Annotated in this window: 13 protein-coding genes; 2 read left to right on the top strand and 11 right to left on the bottom strand. The window is 66.6% G+C overall.

Annotated features, from left to right (window positions below):
* Positions 1 to 132 precede the first annotated feature (132 nt).
* The 3 genes from V0R59_RS23515 to V0R59_RS23505 are packed head-to-tail and all read right to left on the bottom strand — an operon-like array spanning position 133 to position 4725.
* Positions 133 to 1413, bottom strand: coding sequence for a di-heme oxidoreductase family protein (locus V0R59_RS23515; protein WP_330075500.1), 1281 nt, complete (start codon positions 1411 to 1413; stop codon positions 133 to 135).
* A complete protein-coding gene (locus tag V0R59_RS23510) occupies positions 1410 to 2696 on the bottom strand; it encodes an ABC transporter substrate-binding protein (RefSeq protein ID WP_330075499.1) in 1287 nt (428 codons plus the stop codon). The genes V0R59_RS23515 and V0R59_RS23510 overlap by 4 nt, the downstream gene beginning before the upstream one ends.
* Positions 2683 to 4725 carry a TonB-dependent receptor plug domain-containing protein gene (locus V0R59_RS23505; RefSeq protein ID WP_330075498.1) on the bottom strand — a complete coding sequence of 681 codons (2043 nt, stop codon included), beginning with the start codon at positions 4723 to 4725 and terminating at the stop codon, positions 2683 to 2685. The genes V0R59_RS23510 and V0R59_RS23505 overlap by 14 nt, the downstream gene beginning before the upstream one ends.
* A 357-nt stretch (positions 4726 to 5082) precedes the next feature.
* On the opposite strand from V0R59_RS23505, the gene gcvA reads away from it, so the two are divergent.
* Positions 5083 to 5997, top strand: a complete 915-nt coding sequence (gcvA, locus tag V0R59_RS23500) for a transcriptional regulator GcvA (RefSeq protein WP_330075497.1) — start codon at positions 5083 to 5085, stop codon at positions 5995 to 5997.
* Positions 5998 to 6114: 117 nt separating this feature from the next.
* Here gcvA and V0R59_RS23495 read toward each other — a convergent pair whose 3' ends face one another.
* From V0R59_RS23495 to V0R59_RS23475, 5 genes are all read right to left on the bottom strand, one after another.
* The gene (locus V0R59_RS23495) at positions 6115 to 7137 is read right to left on the bottom strand and encodes an HlyD family secretion protein (RefSeq protein WP_330075496.1); all 1023 of its coding nucleotides are present in this window, start codon (positions 7135 to 7137) and stop codon (positions 6115 to 6117) included.
* The gene (locus tag V0R59_RS23490) at positions 7134 to 9218 is read right to left on the bottom strand and encodes a hypothetical protein (RefSeq protein ID WP_330075495.1); all 2085 of its coding nucleotides are present in this window, start codon (positions 9216 to 9218) and stop codon (positions 7134 to 7136) included. Before V0R59_RS23490 ends, V0R59_RS23495 begins: the two co-directional genes overlap by 4 nt.
* Before the next feature lie 9 nt (positions 9219 to 9227).
* On the bottom strand, positions 9228 to 10556 hold the full coding sequence (locus V0R59_RS23485; RefSeq protein WP_330075494.1) for a glycosyltransferase family 2 protein: 1329 nt from the start codon (positions 10554 to 10556) through the stop codon (positions 9228 to 9230).
* Positions 10556 to 11923, bottom strand: a complete 1368-nt coding sequence (locus V0R59_RS23480; RefSeq protein WP_330075493.1) for a TackOD1 domain-containing metal-binding protein — start codon at positions 11921 to 11923, stop codon at positions 10556 to 10558. The genes V0R59_RS23485 and V0R59_RS23480 overlap by 1 nt, the downstream gene beginning before the upstream one ends.
* Positions 11924 to 12019: 96 nt before the next feature.
* A complete protein-coding gene (locus V0R59_RS23475) occupies positions 12020 to 12676 on the bottom strand; it encodes a cupin domain-containing protein (RefSeq protein WP_330075492.1) in 657 nt (218 codons plus the stop codon).
* A gap of 187 nt (positions 12677 to 12863) precedes the next feature.
* On the opposite strand from V0R59_RS23475, the gene mrdA reads away from it, so the two are divergent.
* Positions 12864 to 14759 (top strand): penicillin-binding protein 2, encoded by a 1896-nt coding sequence (mrdA, locus tag V0R59_RS23470; protein WP_330075491.1) that lies wholly within the window; start codon positions 12864 to 12866, stop codon positions 14757 to 14759.
* 161 nt (positions 14760 to 14920) lie between these two features.
* Here mrdA and V0R59_RS23465 read toward each other — a convergent pair whose 3' ends face one another.
* The 3 genes from V0R59_RS23465 to V0R59_RS23455 all read right to left on the bottom strand — a co-directional run bounded on the left by V0R59_RS23465 (position 14921) and on the right by V0R59_RS23455 (position 17958).
* Complete coding sequence (locus V0R59_RS23465; protein WP_330075490.1) at positions 14921 to 15247, bottom strand: hypothetical protein; 327 nt, start codon at positions 15245 to 15247, stop codon at positions 14921 to 14923.
* A 416-nt stretch (positions 15248 to 15663) separates the two neighbouring features.
* Positions 15664 to 17211, bottom strand: a complete 1548-nt coding sequence (locus V0R59_RS23460) for a phage tail protein (protein ID WP_330075489.1) — start codon at positions 17209 to 17211, stop codon at positions 15664 to 15666.
* Positions 17212 to 17391: 180 nt separating this feature from the next.
* Entirely contained in the window at positions 17392 to 17958 is a 567-nt protein-coding gene (locus V0R59_RS23455; protein ID WP_330075488.1) for a nucleotidyltransferase family protein, read from the bottom strand.
* Positions 17959 to 18013 lie beyond the last annotated feature (55 nt).

Genomic DNA, 18013 nt, shown 5'->3' with positions numbered 1-18013 from the left:
CCTCGCCGCGTGGGGGCGGGGGTCCCCCGGGTTTGCGTGTGTTGATCCCACCGACGCAATCGCGGGTGAACCCGCTCCCACAAGGACGGTGGCGTTTACACGGACGGTGTAGCGGCAGTCAGCCAGCGGGGCTCAGAGCGATTGCAGGAAGCGCAACAGCGCCTCGCGGTCTGCCTGTGCCATGTCGACGAACCGATCTCGCGCCACCTGCGCTTCCCCGCCATGCCACAGCACCGCCTCGGCCAGCGTCCTGGCCCGCCCGTCATGCAGATAGCCGGCCCCGGGATTGATCTGCTCGATCAGCCCCACGCCCCACAACGGCGGCGTCCGCCATTCCTTGCCGCTGGCGAGAAAATCCTCCCGCCCATCGGCCAGCCCGTCTCCCATGTCATGCAGCAACAGATCGGTGTACGCCTCGATGACCTGCGTGCCCGCCTGCAACCGGGGACGGTGGCACGCCACGCAGCCCGTCGAAGCGAACAGCGCTTCTCCGCGCCCGACCTGGTCCCGGTCGCGCCGCGCCGGGGGGGCCAGCTGCGACAGATAGAAGTGCAGCTCCATCAGTTGCATCCCGTCCACCTCCGGCTGCCCGCCACTCAACGCCTTCTGGCAATCCCGCTGCTGCGGCGCGCAGTTCTCCCGGGGATACAACGGCGAGGTGATCCCCAGGTCGCCATGCAGGGCGCTGGCAATCTGTTGCATCAGGTCCGGCTGGTTGGCCTTGAGCCCGAACCTGCCGGGCTCCAGGCGCTGGCGCTCGACGCTCCAGACCTGGTTGACCCGCCCGCGCACACCATCGGCCTTGGGCTCGTCCGCCATGCGCTGCAGCTCCCGAGCACTGACAGCCTCCAGCAATCCCAGGCCGAACACCGGCGTACCGACCCGCGCCGAGGTGAGCACATCGCCCAGCGGCCCGTACCCCAGCTCGCTGAAGGACAGGTGTGGCTGGCGCAGGCTCACGACTTCACCGCCGGCCAGCGCGACGGCGCGTTCTTCCCAGCGAATCCGCGCGCGACCTTCGCCGCGCACGCCGGGAATCCCCAGTTCGTTGAGCTGGTCGCCGTAGGCCGGATGGGGCCGCGGCCCGCCGTGGGCATCCTGCCCCGGCAGCGACAGGCGTACCAGCAGGGTGCGCATCGGCGCGTTCTCGTCCACCGGTGCCTGGCCGCGCCCATTCTTTGGATGACAGGCGATGCAGGTGATGCGGTTGTACAGCGGGCCCAGGCCATCCACCGCTTCATCCCGCGACGGGGCGATGACCCATGCCTGGCGAAACAGCCCGCGGCCCTTGAAGAAACGCTCTCGCTGCGCCTCGTCGTCCAGCCCCGGCAGCGGCTGCGAGAACGCCTCGCGGTCCGCCCGGGCGCTGACGGAGAGGACCGCCAGCGCCAGCAGCACCCAGATGCGCCTCACAGTCCCATCTCGTCCAGCAGGCGCGCCGCTTCGGCGTGCCGGGTGGCGCTGTGGAACTGCCAGGCGATCTCGCGCCGGCCCAATTCGTCCTGGTCGCTGGCGGGCGCGTGTTCCATACCGCCGTCCTGGCGCTCGCCGAACAACTTCAGCAGGTCCGCCGAGGCGGCCTGGCCGGCGCTGATCGGGGGCACGCCAAGGTAGGCGCGCACGGCCTGCAGGTCGCGGCCCATCGCTTCGCCGGTATGCACCCGGGCCCATAGCGCACTGAGGCGCTCATGGGGCTGGCCGAGCCACTGCACGAACAGCGAAGTGACCAGTGCCAGGCGCTCGCGGGAAGCCTCCTGGTAGCGGTAGGGCGCGGCGAACGGATCGTGGTAGCCCGCCGGCAGTTCGGCGTAGACGCTGGGCCGTACCGGCAGCTTGCGGATATCCGGGTCGGCCAGCAGCTTCTGCCCGTCCGCCGAGAGCACGAAACGCACGAAAGCCCGTGCACCTTCCACCTGCCTGGCCTCCCGCGTGATCGCGATATGCGCCGGATTCAACCCGCCATGGGCCGGATAGACGAAGTCCACCGGCTGTCCGTTGCTCACCGCCGAGGCGACGAAGAAGTCGATGGACAGTCCCACCGCCGCGCGCCCGCTGGCCACCTCGTCGCTGACCAGGGTGCCGCCGCGGCTGACCAGCCGCGACTGCCCGGCGATCTCGCTCCACAGCGCCCAGCCGCGCTCCCAGCCATAGGCCTGGAGCACGATGTCCAGCAGCACCGGGGCGAAGCCGACCCGGCCCGGGTCGGGCAGGGCGATGCGCCCGCGCAGGCGCGCATCGAGCAGGTCGGTCCAGTCCTTCGGCGCCTCCATGCCCAGTTCCTTGAGCACCCGTGGATTGGTGGCAAAGCCGTAGCCGGCCAGTTCCGTGGCCTGGTAGCGGGCCTGGCCATCGCGCAGCGCGGTGTCGCCGATCTTCGCCGGCAAGCCCTTGAGGTCGACCCCCAGGGGTTGCCAGCCGCCATCCCTGGCGAGCCGGGCGAAGTTGCCCGGCGACGGTGCCCAGTACACATCGACGCCACCCTGGTCCTGCTGGCGCAGGAAGGGCAGGGCATCGAAGCCCTGGCGCCAGAGGATCTGCAGGCGGTAGTCGGGGTTGGCCTGTTCGAAGGCTTCCTCGAAGCGGCTCATCATTTCCTCGGGGTAGCTGGTCAGCACCACCACCGGTTGCGGAGCCGCCGCGAGGGCGCTCGCCGGGCCCAGGACCCAGGCGAGCAACCATGCCTTACAGCGGAACATTGAACTGCACGAAGTAGTTGCGGCCGATCTCCGGGTAGCCCTCGCTGTACTCGTAGAGACGGTCGAACAGGTTGCGCACGCCAGCCTCCACCAGCACGTCGTTGCTGAAGCGGTAGCCGCTCTTGAAGTTGTACACCGCGTAGCCGCCGGACATCTGCGTGCCGTCGGAAACGTTGTAGCGCCTGGACGCCGCCTCGGCGCTGCCGGTCAGGCGCCAGGCATCGTGGTTCCAGGTAGCCGAGGCGAACAGGTTGTGGCGCGGCGTGTCGATCGGGTGCAGCTCGGGATTGCTGCGGTTCTCGCGGTCGAGGAAGGTGTAGCTGGCGCCCAGTTCCCAGTCGCCGAGATCGCCCTTCAGGCCCAGTTCAAAGCCCTGGTTACGCGCCTTGGCGATGTTCTGGTACTGGCCGCAGGGCGCTGCGCAGTTGAGTTGCGCCGGCACCGTGACCTGCTGGATCGAGTCTTCGATATTGGCCACGAACAGCGCCGCGTCCAGGCTCCACTGCGACGTCAGTGCGCCGCTGTAGCCCAGCTCATAGTGGGTGGCGCGTTCCGACTTCAGGTCGGGGCTGGGGATGACCGTGCCGAAGCGCGTCGAGTAGCGGTCCTTGATGGTGGCGAAGCGGCTCTTGCGCGACACGGTCAGGCGCACCTGGCCGTTGTGGTCGATGTCCAGCAGTGGGCCGGTGTTCATGAACAGGCCGAGCTGGCTGTTGACCGCGTCGTCGCTGCCGGTGGGCTCGTCGTACAGGGTCTTGCGCGTTGGCGAGGTGCTGTTGGTGCCGAAGTTCTCGGCGTCCAGGCTCTTGCGGTAGTTGTACGAGACGCCACCGACCACGCTGAAGATATCGTTCAGGCGCAGGGTGTCTTCCAGGGCGATGGACTGGGTCTGGTCGCGGAAATGGGTCTGCGGGTCGCTGCCGTCGCGGGAGCGATGCACGTCTTCCTTGAAGTGGTAGGCCACGCCCAGGCGGTTGCCTTCGGTCATTGCCAGGTCGCCTTCGATGGAGAAGCCGGTGGATTCGTCGTCGTACTTGCTCGGGAAGCCGGACTGCAGGGTGCCGGGGATGCCGTTGTTGTAGTTGAAGCTTTCCAGCGAGTTCTTGAAGGTGTCGTGGAATACCCGGGTCTTCAGGCCGTGCTCGCCGAAACGGGTGTTGGTGGCGAGGAACAGGCTGGTCTTGTCCCATTGCGGCCATTCCCACCAGCGCTTGCGCTGTCCGGTGGCGGGCAGATCGCCGGCGTAGGGTGGCTGGCCCTTGCGGCCCTCCTGCTGGACATAGCCGACCACGTACTCGTCGGTGGCGTTGGGGGTGAAGCCGAGCTTGAAGCTGAACTTGCCGTCGCGCTTGTTGCTGTTCTCGCGGCGGCCTTCGCCTTGCTGGTTGTTGGTCGGCTTGAAGTCGTCCGGCAGCAGCGTGTAGTCGTAGTCGACATAGGACACGCCGCCCTGCATCCACCAACTGCCCTGGTTGGAGCCGACGTTGGCGTAGCTACGGTAGGCGTTGACGTTGCCGTGGTCGGTCATTTCCAGGCCGCCGCCGACTTCGCCCTCGAACGCCTGGGTCGGACGCCGGGTCACCAGGTTGATCGCCCCGCCCAGGGTGTTCGGGCCGTACAGCAGCGAGGCGAAGCCCTTGGCCACTTCGATGCGCGACAGGTCATAGGTGGTGAAGCGACCCAGGTCGATATTGCCGTCATAGGGGACGTAGGTAGGGATGCCGTCGATATAGACGGGCACCTGCAGGCGGTCGAAACCGCGGACATAGACCACCTGCTCGGCGCGGCCGCCGATGTAGCTCTGGTTGACCCCGGGGGCCAGGGCCAGGGCGCGGTCGACGGTTTCCCGGTCGTGCAGGCGGATGTCCTGCAACTCGACCACGCTGCTGCCGGTGGCGAGCTTGTCGTCCTGCGGGGCGGAAATCTGGATTTCGCCGAGGGTGAACGGCTTGCTGTCTTCGGCGAAGACGGACTGGGCGCTGATGGCGGCGATGGCCAGCACCAGGGTACGGGGGGTGAAGGGCTGCATGACTGCTCCGTGTTCATGGAATGCATCCGCTGCGGGTGGCCCGGAAACGGAAACATTCTGTTTCGTTATATATTTTTATATACAGCGATACCCGCAAAACAGCCCGGGCCTTCCTCCCCGAAGACATCGAACCGTTTGAATTGCTGCGGATGCGGGTCCGGCACAGGGCCGGACCGCGGCGAATACTAGCGCCGTCGGTCGTTAGCTGACAACGCTATATATTCAAATATATAGCGAGGGTGTCGTAAGCGTGGTCATCGACTGTCGCAGATGGGCAGGAAAAGCTTTGCATCGCGCAACGGCTTGGGTCATGGTTCCCGGGATCGTCATATCCTTCATGAGAAAGAAAACCTTTCAATGTCCCTGATCTATCTCAACGCCCTGCGCGCCTTCGAAGCGGCGGCCCGACACCAGAGTTTCTCCGCCGCCGCAGCGGAGCTGAACGTCACCCCGGCGGCGGTCGGGCAGCAGGTGCGCAGCCTGGAGGCCTGGCTCGGCATTCCGCTGTTCACCCGTGCCGGCAGCGGCACGGCGCGGCTGATGCTGACCGAGATCGCCCGCGCGGCCTTGCCGGATATCCAGGCTGGCTTCGACCGCCTTGGCGTCGGCCTGGCCCGGCTCAAGGACGCCAGCGTGCAGGCCGGGCTGACGGTGAGTGTCAGCCCGGCGTTCGCCTCGAAGTGGCTGCTGCCGCGGATCGAGCGCTTCCAGCAGGCCTGGCCGGGGCTCGACGTGCTGCTGGACACCAACCTGCGCACGGTGGATTTCCAGGCCGAGCGGATCGATGTCGGGGTGCGTTATGGCGGCGGCAAGTGGGCCGGGCTGACGGCGGTGCACCTGCTGGACGAGACGCTGTTCCCGGTGTGCGCGCCGGGTTATCCGCTGCTGAAGAAGGGCCGGTTGACGGAGGCGGCGTTGGCCAGGAGCACGCTGATCCATGACCTGTCGATGGCCAGCGACCCGGACTACCCGACCTGGCGCATGTGGCTGGATGCCTCGGGCTTTCTCGACATCCGCGCCGACCATGGCCTGCGTATCAACAATTCGGCGGCGGTGTTGCAGGCGGCGATGGACGGGCAGGGCCTGGCCCTGGCACGTAGCGTGATGGTGAAGGATGACCTGGAGGCCGGGCGCCTGATCCGGCCGTTTGCCGACAAGGGGCTGGATTGTCCGCTGACCCAGGCGTACTACGTGGTCTATCGGCCGGAGTGCGGGGAACTGGCGAAGGTGCAGGCGTTCCGGGACTGGTTGCTGGAGGAGGCAGGGAAATAGCCGCCGCGCTGGACGCGGACCCTGTAGGAGCGGGTTTACCCGCGATTGCGTCGGTGATGCCACCATCGTAATCGCGGGTAAACCCGCTCCTACAAGTGCCCGCAAAGAGGTCCTCGATCAGATCACCCAGCCAAACACCTTGAAATGCTGATGCGGAAACCGCACCCGCACCGGCAACGAATCGATCCGCCACTCACTGGCCAGCGGCTCGTTGAACCGTGCCGGCACCATCAAGCCGCGGGTCGGGCTGCTGAACGGCTTGCGCAGGTCGCTGGGCAACGGGTTGGCGGTCTCCGCAGGGCTGATCACCTCGGCCCCCACCCACTCGCCATTGGGCAGGCGCACATCCAGTTGCGACCCCGGCGTCGAGTGCTCCACATCCTTCGGATCCAGGTATACCCACAACTGCGCCGGTCCTTCGCGTTCCAGACGCATGAGCAAGGTCCCCGGCCCGACATTCTCCCCGGGCGCCGCGATCACTTCCGCCACTCGCCCGGCTTCGCTGGCCTGCACATCCATCCGCGCCAGTTGCTCCTTGAGCCATTGCCCCTCGCGCTGCTGTTGCTGCGCATAGGTGCTGTCGGCACCGCCCACCAGGCTGCGTTCGAAGGCGAGCAATTCGACCTTGCGGCTGTCCAGGGCGTTCTGTGCCTGCAGCAGTTCGCCGCGGGTTGCCGCGCCCTGGCGGACCAGCTGCCCGACCTCGGCAACCTGCCGCGCCGCCCGGTCCACCAGGCTCTGCAGCGCCGCACGATTGCTCTCGCTAACCGAGGCGGGTGCGGCGGGTGCGTTGCCGGCCTGCAACAGGCTCAGGCGCAAGCGCCACTCCGGATTGTCCAGGTCTGCCAGGGGCATGCCGGCCTGCACGTGGTCACCGGCCTGCACATGCAGCGCGCGGATTTCCCCCGGCTGCATCGCCCGCACTTCCAGCGTCGGCAGGCGCACCAGTGCGGGGGCCTCGATGCGCATCAGCGCCAGGCCGTAGCGGCCCGCCAGCCATAACACCGGGAGCAGGATCAGAAACAGGATCAGGTACCAGCGCAGCTTGAACGCCAGGCGCTTGCCCGGCGCGTAGAGCACCTGCATGCCGTTGTCCTGGGTGGGTTGGTGTTCCTTGGGACTGCTGAATCGGATTTTCATCGGCTTCTCGGGTAGTCGGTCCAGGATTGCCAGTCGATACCGCTGATGCCGGCGGGCAGCAGCGCCTGTTGCCACTGGGTGGTCTGTGCGCGGAACTGGCCGTGGCCGGCGTCGGCCCAGCTGAGGTCCGCGGGTTGATCGGCTTCCACGCTTTGCGCCAGGCGCAGGTGCAGCGCCGGCCATTGGCGGGCGATGGCCTTGATCCGGCTGGCAGCGGTCTCGGGGTTGCGGGTGTAGATCATCAGGCTGATATCGCCGACCCCCAGGTGCTCCAGTTCGCAGGGCACGCACGGCGTGCGTCGGGCTTGCTCGGCGAACCAGCGCGGGTGGCTCGACAGGCGCAGCGGCCACGGACTGGCCGCCTTGGCCGCGCGCAGGGTGTCGAGCCAGTCGCGCAGGCGCTGGTCGGGCACCGGCCAGCCCAGTTGCTCGACTTCCAGGTCCAGATGCAGGCCGTCGAAGGGCAGGGCGCTGAACTGCTGGATCAGTTCGGTCAGTTGCCCGCGCCCGCGCGGCTTGATCCACGCCGGATCGCCCAGCAGCAGGTTGACCTGCAGGCCCTGGGCATGGGCCTCGCGCAGCAGCTCGCTCAACGCGGAGCGGGTGCGCTCACGGTCGGCGACCTGGCGCGCATCGAGGCCGACATTCAGCACGCCGATCCCTGCCTCGCGCAGCGCGCGCAACTCCGCGCCGCGCCGACGGGGATCGAGCAGCGCCTGGCTGTCCCAGATATACACGCCCTGGCGCCAGTTCAGCGCCTGCGCCGGTGCGCCCGTGTCCTGCGCCTGCCAGCGCAGCCACTCGCTGCCCAGCAGCGCTTCGAACTCGGCACTGTCATCGCCGAACAGGCGCAGCGCCGCATCCTGCAGCCAGGCGGCATGCCACGCGGAAATCTGCGCGAAGCCGGCGTTGTAGTGGTCGACCTCGGCCTGCATCAAGCGCAGGCTGGCTTCCCCGGCATCCAGCCCGGTGCGCTGGCGGCGCTCGGCGACGATACGGTCCACCGCCTCGCGGCGTTCGCTGCGCCAGACGTACTCATTGGCGTTGCGTCGCTGTTGTTCCAGCACCTTGCCCAGCTCGCGCACCAGCGTGCCCTGTTCCTGCTCGCGGGCGCGCACGGCTTCCTGGTAGCGCGCCTCGCCTTCGCGGTTGCGCGCCGAGCCGTAGTCGAGCAGGTCCAGCGGTGCGCTGAAGGTCACCCCGGCGCTCAGACCGCTGCCGTTCTCGCCGGCGCCACTGCGCTGCTCGACCGTCTGCGCGACGTTGAACGACGACTCGATGGCGCTGTACCACGGCCGCTTGCGTCCCTGCTCGGCCAGGGCCAGCTCGGCGTCGCGGCGGGCCATGCGCGGGTTGCTGTCGAGCAGCGCACGCCAGGATTCCAGCGGTCGTGGGTGGCCGGCCAGGGGGATGGCCGCCGGCGTGCTGTCGGCATCGACCCTGACCCCGAGGCTGCGCAGGCTCTCGCGCACATCCGCCAGCAGGTCCGCTTGCAGGTCGCAGCGGCGGGTCACGGCGGTCCATTCGCTGCGCATCAGGCGCGCATCGGAGGGCAGGATCCACTTGCCGTCCAGACGCTCGCGCAGGTGTTGCTCGGCCGTGCGGGCGGTGGCCTGCGCGTCCTCGCACAGGCGCTGTTCCTGGGTCGCGCGCCACCAGTCGGCGTAGGCGCTGCGCACCGCCAGGCGCTGGCGGGCGCGCTGGTAACCGACCTCGATCTCGCTGACGCGGATATCCCGCTCGCTGGCCCGCACCGCGTCCATGCGCCGTGCCAGGCTGCCCAGCAACGGATAGCGCACGCCGATGGCAGCGTTGCGCCCGTAGTAGTCATCGCGCACATCGTCGGTGACCAGTTCGTGGTAACGCCCGACATTGGCGTTGCCGAACACCTCCCAACCGCTTTCGCTTTCACGTTGCTCCTTCGCGGCATAACGCGCCTGGAGCCGGGCATTGCTGGCCGCGCTGCCATGGCCGTCGCCGGCCATCTGCAGGGCCTGGTCGAGGGTCAGGGGGGCGGCATTGGCCAGCAGCGGGGCGCACAAGGCCGCCGCCAGCAGGCGGTATGCTGTTTTAGCAATCATCGATCTGCCTTAGAAACGGTTGGCCCGCTTGAGTACCCACCAGGGCGCCATGCTCGATTCCTCGTGCCCGCGCCGCAGGGTTTCGTTGAGAATGGCGACCACGCTCCAGCAACGCAGGGCGTACATCGCCAAGGGGTAGAAGGGCAGGACCCAGGTCAGGCGCAGGTCTTCCCTTGGCCGTTCGCTGACCATCAGCAACAGCCCCAGGTACAGCAGGCCGCTCAGCGCCAGGTACAGCGTGTAGATCAGCAGCGAATAGAACAGGAACGCCATGGGCGGCAGGATGAACAGCGCCACCAGGCTGTAGCCGAGGATGATGAACGGCAGCACCAGCTGGAAGAACAGCCCGCTGACCAGCAGCATGAGAAAGTTCGGCCAGCCCAGCAGGCCCGGGTTGAAGGCGTGGCGGTGCTTGCGCAGGTAGACGAAGAGCAGGTCGCCATCCCAGCGCAGGCGCTGGTCGAGGAAGCCGCGCAGGGTCGCCGGCGCGTCGGTATGGCCGATGGCGCGGGGCTCGAAGGGAATGCGCAGGCGGTAGCGGCGGAAGTAGCTCTTGATGCGCAGGGTGAGGTCGAGGTCTTCGGCGGTGTGGGTGTCCCAGCCGCCGATCTGTTCGAGGAAGCTGCGCCGGAACGCGCCGAAGGCACCGGACACGTTGTTGACCAGGTTCCACTCCGCCAGGCCGATCTTGCACATCTGGATCGACAGCAGGTATTCCAGCGCCTGCACCCGCGCCACCCACGACTGCCGGGCATTGCGCACCCGCAGGCTGCCGGCCACCGCCGGCACGGCCGGATCGCGGAAATGGCGGACCATGCGCACCACCATGTCGTTGTCGAAGGAGGTATCGCCGTCGACGTTGATCAGGATCTCACCGCTGCTGAAGGCCAGGCCGCTGTTCAGCGAAGATACCCGGCCGCCACGCTGCCACTTGGCGATGGGCCGCAACACGCGGTTGCCGGGCAGCCGCTGTTCGGCCTTGAAGCGCCGCACCACCTCGGTGGTCACCTGGTTGGCCGCGGCACCGTCGACGATCGGAATGATCTCGATCATCCCCGGGTAGGTCTGCTCGGCGAGGCTGCGCAGGGTCAGCTCGACATCCTTGCCCTCGCTGTAGCAGGTGATGATGCACGACACCCGCGGGTACCAGGCCTCTTGGCGCGGCACCGCGACGTGTTCGCGCACGAACCAGCGCAGGGTGCCAAGCAGCACCAGCAGGTTCAGCGGCACCTCCAGCAGCAGGAAGTACGGAAACACCATCAGGAACAGCCGCCAGTGGCCGTCCGGTCCCTGGATCTCGGCGAGCCAGGCGTCGAAGTGGGCGAGCAGGGCATCCATCAGAGAGCCCCCGCCAGGCGCGCCATCAGCAACTCGGCGTCTTCCTTCTCCACCAGGTCGGCCGGGGCCACGCAGCCGCTGGTGGTCAGCACGATGTCCTGCAGGTCCTGGCCGACGAACAGCTCGCTGATCTGGTTGAGGCGTTCGGTGACCCGCTGCAGGCCGACCTGGTCGGTGCACATCAGCAGCAGCCAGAGCTGTTCCTCGCTGGTGCGGGTGCAGCGGTCGGTATCGCGGATGGCCACCTGGATGCGTTCGATCAGGGTGTCCAGCAGCGCATGGCCGCGCTGCGGCCCGAGGCGTGCCAGGGCCGTGCCGAGGTTCTTGAAGCGCACGCCGAGCAGGGCGAAGGTCGGTGCGCTGTGCCGGGCGATCAGTTCCAGCTGCCAGTCGAGCAGGGTCTTGAAGGCATTCACCCCGACCAGCGACAGGCCGCCGAAATACTGGTCGAAATCCCGCTCCAGGCCTTGCCGCGCAGTGAGCAGGCCGGTCTCGGACAGATGATGGTCATGCACCTGGCGCACCAGCAGTTCATCAGGCTTGTGCTGTTCGCCGCAGTCCAGGCAGCGCGCCTGGATATCCGCATCGACGAAGAACGCCGCGCAGGCCTTGCACTTGTAGTTTTCCAGCGGCCGGTCGTAGTCGGTGCCGATATGGCGCAGGCGGGTCAGGCAGTTGGGGCAGACCAGCAAACCGTCCTTGAGGTACTCGGCCTGGGCGCCGACATGGCCGCAGGTGAAGCAGTGCAGGGAGGGTTCGCGGACGATCTCCAGCGAGCTGCATTCCACGCACACATCGACGTAGTTCAGGTGCCCGCTGCCGCAACTGCGGCACAGGCGGATGCGGTCCACCAGCACGCTGCTGTCCAGCAGGTTGCGCTGCACCAGGCTCTGCACCAGGGCATGGCCGTTGAGCTGGTCGTCGCCCAGGGCATCGATCAGCGGGTAGTGGTAGAGCGCCGGGGATTGCGGGGCGCGCAGGGCCTTGAGCTTGCCGGGGGCGCGTAGCCAGAGGTAGGCGAGCAGGTGGGCTTCCGGGCCTTCCGGCGCGCGGCCGCGGTTGAACAGGGCCAGGCGTTCGCGCCATTGCTCGAATGCCTGCGCGGGATTGGCGGGTAAGGGGCCGTCGGTCAGCGCTTCGCTCAGCGGGTGGTCGCCGATGCAGTAGATCAGCCTCAGCGCGTAGGCCGGATGGCGGCGCAAGCGCCGGGCATTTTCGGCGTCCTGCTCGGGGTCGGCGGCGAGCACCAGCACATCGAACGGTGCCTCGGTGAACAGCGCGTCGAGGTGGTCGAAACGGTGAAAGGTGGATGGGAGGGTTATGTGGCCGGGGCCGATCGCAGCAATGCGCAGGGTCGTATCGGTCATCGAGCTTTCCAGGTTTCATAGCCTGTCTGGTCCGACCCGAAGGTTGTAGGAAAAGTTCTACAAGAAGTTTGGCTGTACAAGTTTCATGTACAAGTTTCAGTGGCCTGGAATACCGAGGTCCAGCGCTGCATCCTTTACCCAGACCCGTGCGCCCTCGGCTCCGGCCCGCCCCAGCAGATCCTGCCCGGCCGGCAAGCGCATCCAGTCCAGAGGCACCAGCCTGAACCCGGCCCCTTCCAGTTCTCCCGCAAGGCCCAGCACTTCCAGGCCCCGTGCATTGCCGATCCGCACCGGCGCGCCTGGCTGGAAATCCCTGACCCAGACCCGCTCGAAGGCATTCTCGAAGAGCAACGCATCGCCACCAGCCGGTATCTCCCGTACCTCCTGCTGCTCATCCAGCGGATGAAACTGGCGCAAGCGCACGAAGATCATGCACCCCTCCGCCGACCCCGGCGCATGCTCGCTGCCCGGCGGATTGCGTACATAGCTTCCGGCCGGATAGTGCCCGTGCTCATCCTCGAACACCCCCTCCAGCACCACGAACTCTTCCCCGAGCCCATGCCGGTGCGGACTGAACCGACTCCCCGGCGCATAGCGCACCAGCGACGTCGCCCGCGCCTGCTCGCCGCCCAGGCGATACAGCGGACGCCGCTCGACGCCAGGTAGCGGACTGGCCAGCCAGGGCAGGGTGGAGCCGTGCATGAACGCGGGTTGGTCGAGGTTGGCGTTGAGGTGTTCGTTCAGGGTGGACATGGCGATTTCCTGCGCAGGGTCGCCGGCATTATCGGCCTGGCGCAGCGGTGTGGCGAACAAGGATTTCTGCGCGGTAGCGAAGCAATCCTTGTCCGTCCGCTCAGCGGTCCGGGTTGAGGCAGCCGGCAACCTTGACTACCATGCCCGGCTTTGCCCGGTCTCCCGGGTTTGTCGCGAGGCGTCAAGCATGCCCAACCCGATCCCCCTCAAGGACCATGAAAAGGAAGGCCGGCTGGTCAATCGCCGGCTGCTGGCCTGTGGTGCGCTGGTCCTGCTGGCGGCCTGCGCCCTGGTGGCGCGCCTGTATTTCCTGCAGGTGGTCGAGTACGACTACAACTCGACCATCTCGGAAAACAACCGCGTCCACGTCCTGCCCATTCCCCCTGAGCGCGGGCAGATCCGCGACCGCAACGGCGTGGTCCTGGCCGACAACCGCCCCAGCTTCAACCTGACCCTGACCCGCGAGCGCGCCGGCAATACCGCGCAGGTGCTCGACACCCTGTGCAACGTCCTGCACCTGTCCAGCGAGCAGCGCCACGACTTCGACAAGGACCTCAAGCGCTCGCGCCACCCCTTCGAGCCGGTGACCCTGATGTACGCCCTCAGCGAAGAACAGATCGCCGAGATTGCGGTGAATCAGTACCTGCTGCCGGGGCTGGATGTCGAGGCGCAGTTCGTCCGCGAGTATCCCTACGGCGAGCTGTTCGCCCACTCCCTGGGCTATGTCGGGCGGATCAACGAGAAAGAGGCCAAGACCCTCGACCAGACCGAGTACCGCGGCACCCAGTCGGTGGGCAAGACCGGTGTGGAGCACTTCTATGAGGCGCAGTTGCACGGCCATGTCGGTTTCGAGGAAGTCGAGACCAACGCCCAGGGCCGGGTGATGCGCGTGCTGCGCCACACCGACCCGGTGGCGGGCAAGGACATCACCCTGAGCCTGGACATCAACCTCCAGCGCGCTGCGGAAAAGGCCCTGGATGGCCGCCGTGGCGCCATCGTCGCCCTCGACCCGCGCACCGGCGAGGTGCTGGCGATGGTCAGCGAGCCGGGCTACGACCCGAACCTGTTCGTCACCGGCATCAGCTACAAGGAATACACCGCGCTGCGCGACTCCATCGACCGCCCGCTGTTCAACCGCGTGCTGCGCGGGCTGTATGCGCCGGGTTCGACCATCAAGCCCGAGGTGGCCATCGCCGGCCTGGATGCCGACGTGATCACGGCCGGCACGCGGATTTTCGACCCTGGTTACTACCAACTGCCCAACTACGACCACAAGTACCGCAACTGGAACCGCAGCGGCGATGGCTGGGTGGACCTGTACGCGGGGCTGATGCGCTCCAACGACGTCTACTTCTATGAAGTCGCCCACCGCCTGGGCATCGAGCGCATGCACGACTACCTGAGTCGTTTCGGCCTCGGGCAAAAGGTGTCGCTGGACATGAGCGACGAAGCGCCCGGACTGATGCCGTCCGAGCAGTGGAAGCGGGCGACGCGGCGCCAGCCGTGGTTCCCGGGCGAGACGCTGATCCTCGGGATTGGCCAGGGCTACATGCAGGTCACTCCGTTGCAGCTGGCCGAGGCCACCTCGCTGATCGCCAGCAAGGGTGTCTGGCACCGACCGCACCTGGCGATGATGGTGGGCGACGCCGCGCCGGTGGATGAGCATCCGTTGCCGGATATCAAGCTGCGTGATCCGGGGGCCTGGGAGCAGGTCAATCGCGGGATGCAGGCGGTGCTGCATGATCCCCGCGGCATTGCCCGGGCCTCGGCGGTGGGCGCGCAGTACCGGATTGCCGGGAAGAGTGGCACGGCGCAGGTGGTCGCGATTCGCCAGGGCGAGCGCTACAACCGTAATCGCACGGCGGAGCGCAACCGGGACAATGCGCTGTTCGTCGGCTTTGCACCGGCGGAGAGCCCGAGGATTGCGGTGGCGGTGATGATCGAGAACGGCGAGGCCGGCGGCAAGGTGGCGGGGCCGGTGGTGCGGCAGGTGCTGGATGCGTGGTTGCTGGACCAGGACGGGCATTTGAAGGCGCAGTATGAGGTGCCCTCGACCAAGCCGGTGAATCCGGGGCATGTCTGACGGCGCTTCGTCTTGAGGAAAGCACCGAGCCCTGTAGGAGCGGGTTTACCCGCGATTGCGATAGTGAGTTCACTGCCGCCATCGCGGGTAAACCCGCTCCCACAAGTCCCCGCTGAACCAATGAATCATGCGGTGTTCTACGATCGCTGGCTGCCATCCGCTCAGTCCATTGCCGCTCCGGCAACCCCTGCATCTTTCTTCAAACATCCCTTCAACAACGAATCCAGCAGCGCCAGGCCGATTTCCAGTGAATGCTGGGTCGCCCAGGCCAGGCCGCGCATCCGCAGATCCGCCGACTCGCAGACCTGGAAGTTGGTTTCATAGGCGGACTTCAGCGATGTCGACAGATGCACCAGGGCATCTTCCAGCGAGGCGCCTTCACATACGGCGAAGAGCGGCGGGTGGATGCCGTTGCAATCTGCGAAGTGGGTGTGGGCGGTGGTGAGGGTCGAGAGTAGGGCGGGTGGATCAGGAACCGGCTTAACCATGGTGAATCTCCTCGTAATGGATGGGATTCGCCACGTCGTGACCAAACGATGGGTGGCGACTGTACACAGGTTGGTCAACCGGGATCCGAGGCAAACCCGGCGCGCTCGAAAGCGCCCTGCGCACAGCCGCCATAAAACAGCAGCCACAAAAAAGCGCCCGTTGAAACGGAGGGCGCTCGTGCGCAACGGATTTGCCAGGTGACCAAACCTGATCGCTGATGTGCAGCGACCGGCGGAGATTAGGCAGCGTTTCCCAAGAGCGCAACGACTGAAAGGGCGCGCAAGTATGATTGGGAAATTGCCTACAAGAAAGCAGGAAATCGGAGCAGTTTTGTTGCTCTATGCAACACCTTGACCGGTCGATCCCGACCCTGCGGCAGCATGCGCCGCAGGGTCGGGTCGAGGTTCACCAGCGGTCAGCTGGCGGGCGTCGCCGCGTACTTGATGTAGTACAGGATGTTCGCGTTGATCGGCCTGGTTTCGGCGTCACCGCCGCCCACCGTGGGGGCCTGGGCGCCGTCCCACTCGGCTACCGAGCTGCACCAGATGGCGCAAGAGTTGTCCGCGTCGTCGGTCGGCATGTGATCGATCGGGCCGGTGATGTCGCCGGTTCTGGGCCGCCCGGTCGCGCCGCCTTGCCGTGAGCCTACGTTTGCCCCGATCGCCCCGCCGGGAGCCGCTGCGGTGCGCGAAGCGGCATCCGGATCGAGGTTCTTGCCCAGGTCTGCGCCGCGCATGAAGTAGCCACGGTAGTCCGGGAGATTGAAGGCGCTGCCGTTATTGCCGCCGCTGGCATCGCCGATGGCGAAGTACAGGTCTTCGTAGTCGGTGCTGGAGAGACTGCTCCCGTCGCACGGCAGCCACTGCGCGGCAGGAGGCGCAATGTTGCCGGGGAAACCGATCACCGCGCCGATCGGGAAGATGTCGCTGGTGTTCGCATCGATGTCTCGCAGCACGTAGTGGTCGACAGCAACGTTCACCGGGCGGGTCTCCTTGTCACCACCTGCGGCGGTGAAGGAGACGGTGGTCGAATTCTGGTTCCATTCGGAGTTGTCGTGCCCGGAGCAATGATCGGAGGTCTTTTCCGAATTGCCGACGTTGACCCAGATGGTGAACGGATTGACCGGTGCCGCCGTTGCCCAGTCCTGAATCGAACCGACCGCGTCGCCCGTGGCACCGCCTGCGGCCATCGCCGTGCGCGTCCCGGCATCGGGGTCGCGCTGGGCGCCGCTGTCCACGCCGCGCAGGAAGCGGCCACGGTAGTCAGGCAGGTTGTAGGCAATGTCGCTACCACCGTGGGCCTTGCCGATGGCCTTGAACAGACTAGGCCATTGGCCTTGGGGAAGAGCGCTGCCGTCGCAGTGCAGGAAGTAACTGAGCAGATTCGAACTGCTGTTGGCGCTTGCACCGGTGAAGGTGACGATGGCCCCGGTGGGCAGCCCGGCGTTTTCCACGAGCTTGATGATGAAGTTGACGTAGGCGTTGACCGGACGCGTTTCGGCATCGCCGCCGGCGGTCGAGGAGAATATCTGGCCGTTGCCGGGCTCCAGCATGTCGGCATTGGTTCCGCTGTAGGCGTTGTGGTCGTCAGTTGGCACGTGCGGCACCAGTGCGGTGAACGGCGTGTTCGGCACGGCGGTGGCAAAGCCTTCCACGCTGCCGACATTGGCCCCGGTCGCCGCGCCGGTACGAGGAGCGGTGCGCTGGTTGGCGCCTTTGTCGACGGTGCCGCTGTGATCGACTCCGCGCAGGAAGTAGCCGCGGTAATCCGGCAGGTTGAAGTTGAGGTTGCCATTGCCGCCGTTGCACGTGCCGATCGCCGCGAACAGCGCGGGATAGGAACTGATCAGCAGTTGCGTGCCATCACAGATGGACCAGCCCAGTTCGTTGAGCTGGTTGTTGTCGAGGTTGCCGGCATAAGGCAGTACGGCGCCGACGGGTACGGAGAGTCCTTGCTTGCTCATTTCCTGCTCCTGGTGGGGACAGCACCATGCCGTCCGTTTCATCGAACCTGAAGTCATTCGTCCGCTGCCCTGATGTAAGGCATTTCATGGCGGGGATCGGAAGTGAGGCGAGTGTTGCATGCGGTAATGGCACTTAGATATCACTGAAATCAGGTATTCTTGCGCCGCGAATGGAGCCGGTCACTCGTCAGCAAGCCCTGGCTCAACAGGCATATCCAGGTCGCGCACCACCCCCTTGTCATCTACCTTCACCACCCGACAATCCTGCGCATTCTCTTGCATGACCCGCTTCCCGCCCTGATCCCCCTGCAGGCCGCGCAACCGCTCCCAATAGGTGCGCGCGAATACCACCGGATGGCCCCGCTGCCCCTCGAACTCAGGCACCACGATTCGCTCGCTGGCGGCCAGGTCGCGTAAACGCTCCAACGTCCCCACCTCAACCCAGGGCATATCCCCCAGCATCACCGCCACCGCCTCGAATCCGGTCCTCTCCAGCGCCTTGACCCCCGCCGCCAGACTGAACCCCATCCCTTCATCGGCCCGCTCAGCCCTCACCACCGTCACCCGCTCATCCACCCCCAGCGCCGCCGGATCATCCTCCACCCGCAACACCACCCACACATCCCGGAACGCCGCCAACGCCCGCGCCAACGTCTGCGCCAGCATTCGCTCCCCGGACGGCAAGACCGCCACCCGCTTGTCACTGCCGAACCGGCGCCCGCGCCCGGCGGCCAGCACCAGCGCCACGCACCCCTCGGTCATTTGCTTTGAACGCATCCTGACGCCCCCCGGTCGCACCTGA

Origin of the sequence: Pseudomonas ulcerans (assembly GCF_036324125.1) — a bacterium.
Lineage (GTDB): Bacteria > Pseudomonadota > Gammaproteobacteria > Pseudomonadales > Pseudomonadaceae > Aquipseudomonas > Aquipseudomonas ulcerans.
Note: the sequence above shows the minus strand (reverse complement) of the source record. Positions and strands in the feature narration are given on the sequence as shown.

Coding starts and splice junctions, on each gene's coding strand:
- V0R59_RS23510 (WP_330075499.1), bottom strand. CDS start 2,696: ATGTTCCGCTGTAAGGCATGGTTGCTCGCCTGGGTCCTGGGCCCGGCG.
- V0R59_RS23505 (WP_330075498.1), bottom strand. CDS start 4,725: ATGCAGCCCTTCACCCCCCGTACCCTGGTGCTGGCCATCGCCGCCATC.
- gcvA (WP_330075497.1), top strand. CDS start 5,083: ATGTCCCTGATCTATCTCAACGCCCTGCGCGCCTTCGAAGCGGCGGCC.
- V0R59_RS23495 (WP_330075496.1), bottom strand. CDS start 7,137: ATGAAAATCCGATTCAGCAGTCCCAAGGAACACCAACCCACCCAGGAC.
- V0R59_RS23490 (WP_330075495.1), bottom strand. CDS start 9,218: ATGATTGCTAAAACAGCATACCGCCTGCTGGCGGCGGCCTTGTGCGCC.
- V0R59_RS23485 (WP_330075494.1), bottom strand. CDS start 10,556: ATGGATGCCCTGCTCGCCCACTTCGACGCCTGGCTCGCCGAGATCCAG.
- V0R59_RS23480 (WP_330075493.1), bottom strand. CDS start 11,923: ATGACCGATACGACCCTGCGCATTGCTGCGATCGGCCCCGGCCACATA.
- V0R59_RS23475 (WP_330075492.1), bottom strand. CDS start 12,676: ATGTCCACCCTGAACGAACACCTCAACGCCAACCTCGACCAACCCGCG.
- mrdA (WP_330075491.1), top strand. CDS start 12,864: ATGCCCAACCCGATCCCCCTCAAGGACCATGAAAAGGAAGGCCGGCTG.
- V0R59_RS23465 (WP_330075490.1), bottom strand. CDS start 15,247: ATGGTTAAGCCGGTTCCTGATCCACCCGCCCTACTCTCGACCCTCACC.
- V0R59_RS23460 (WP_330075489.1), bottom strand. CDS start 17,211: ATGAGCAAGCAAGGACTCTCCGTACCCGTCGGCGCCGTACTGCCTTAT.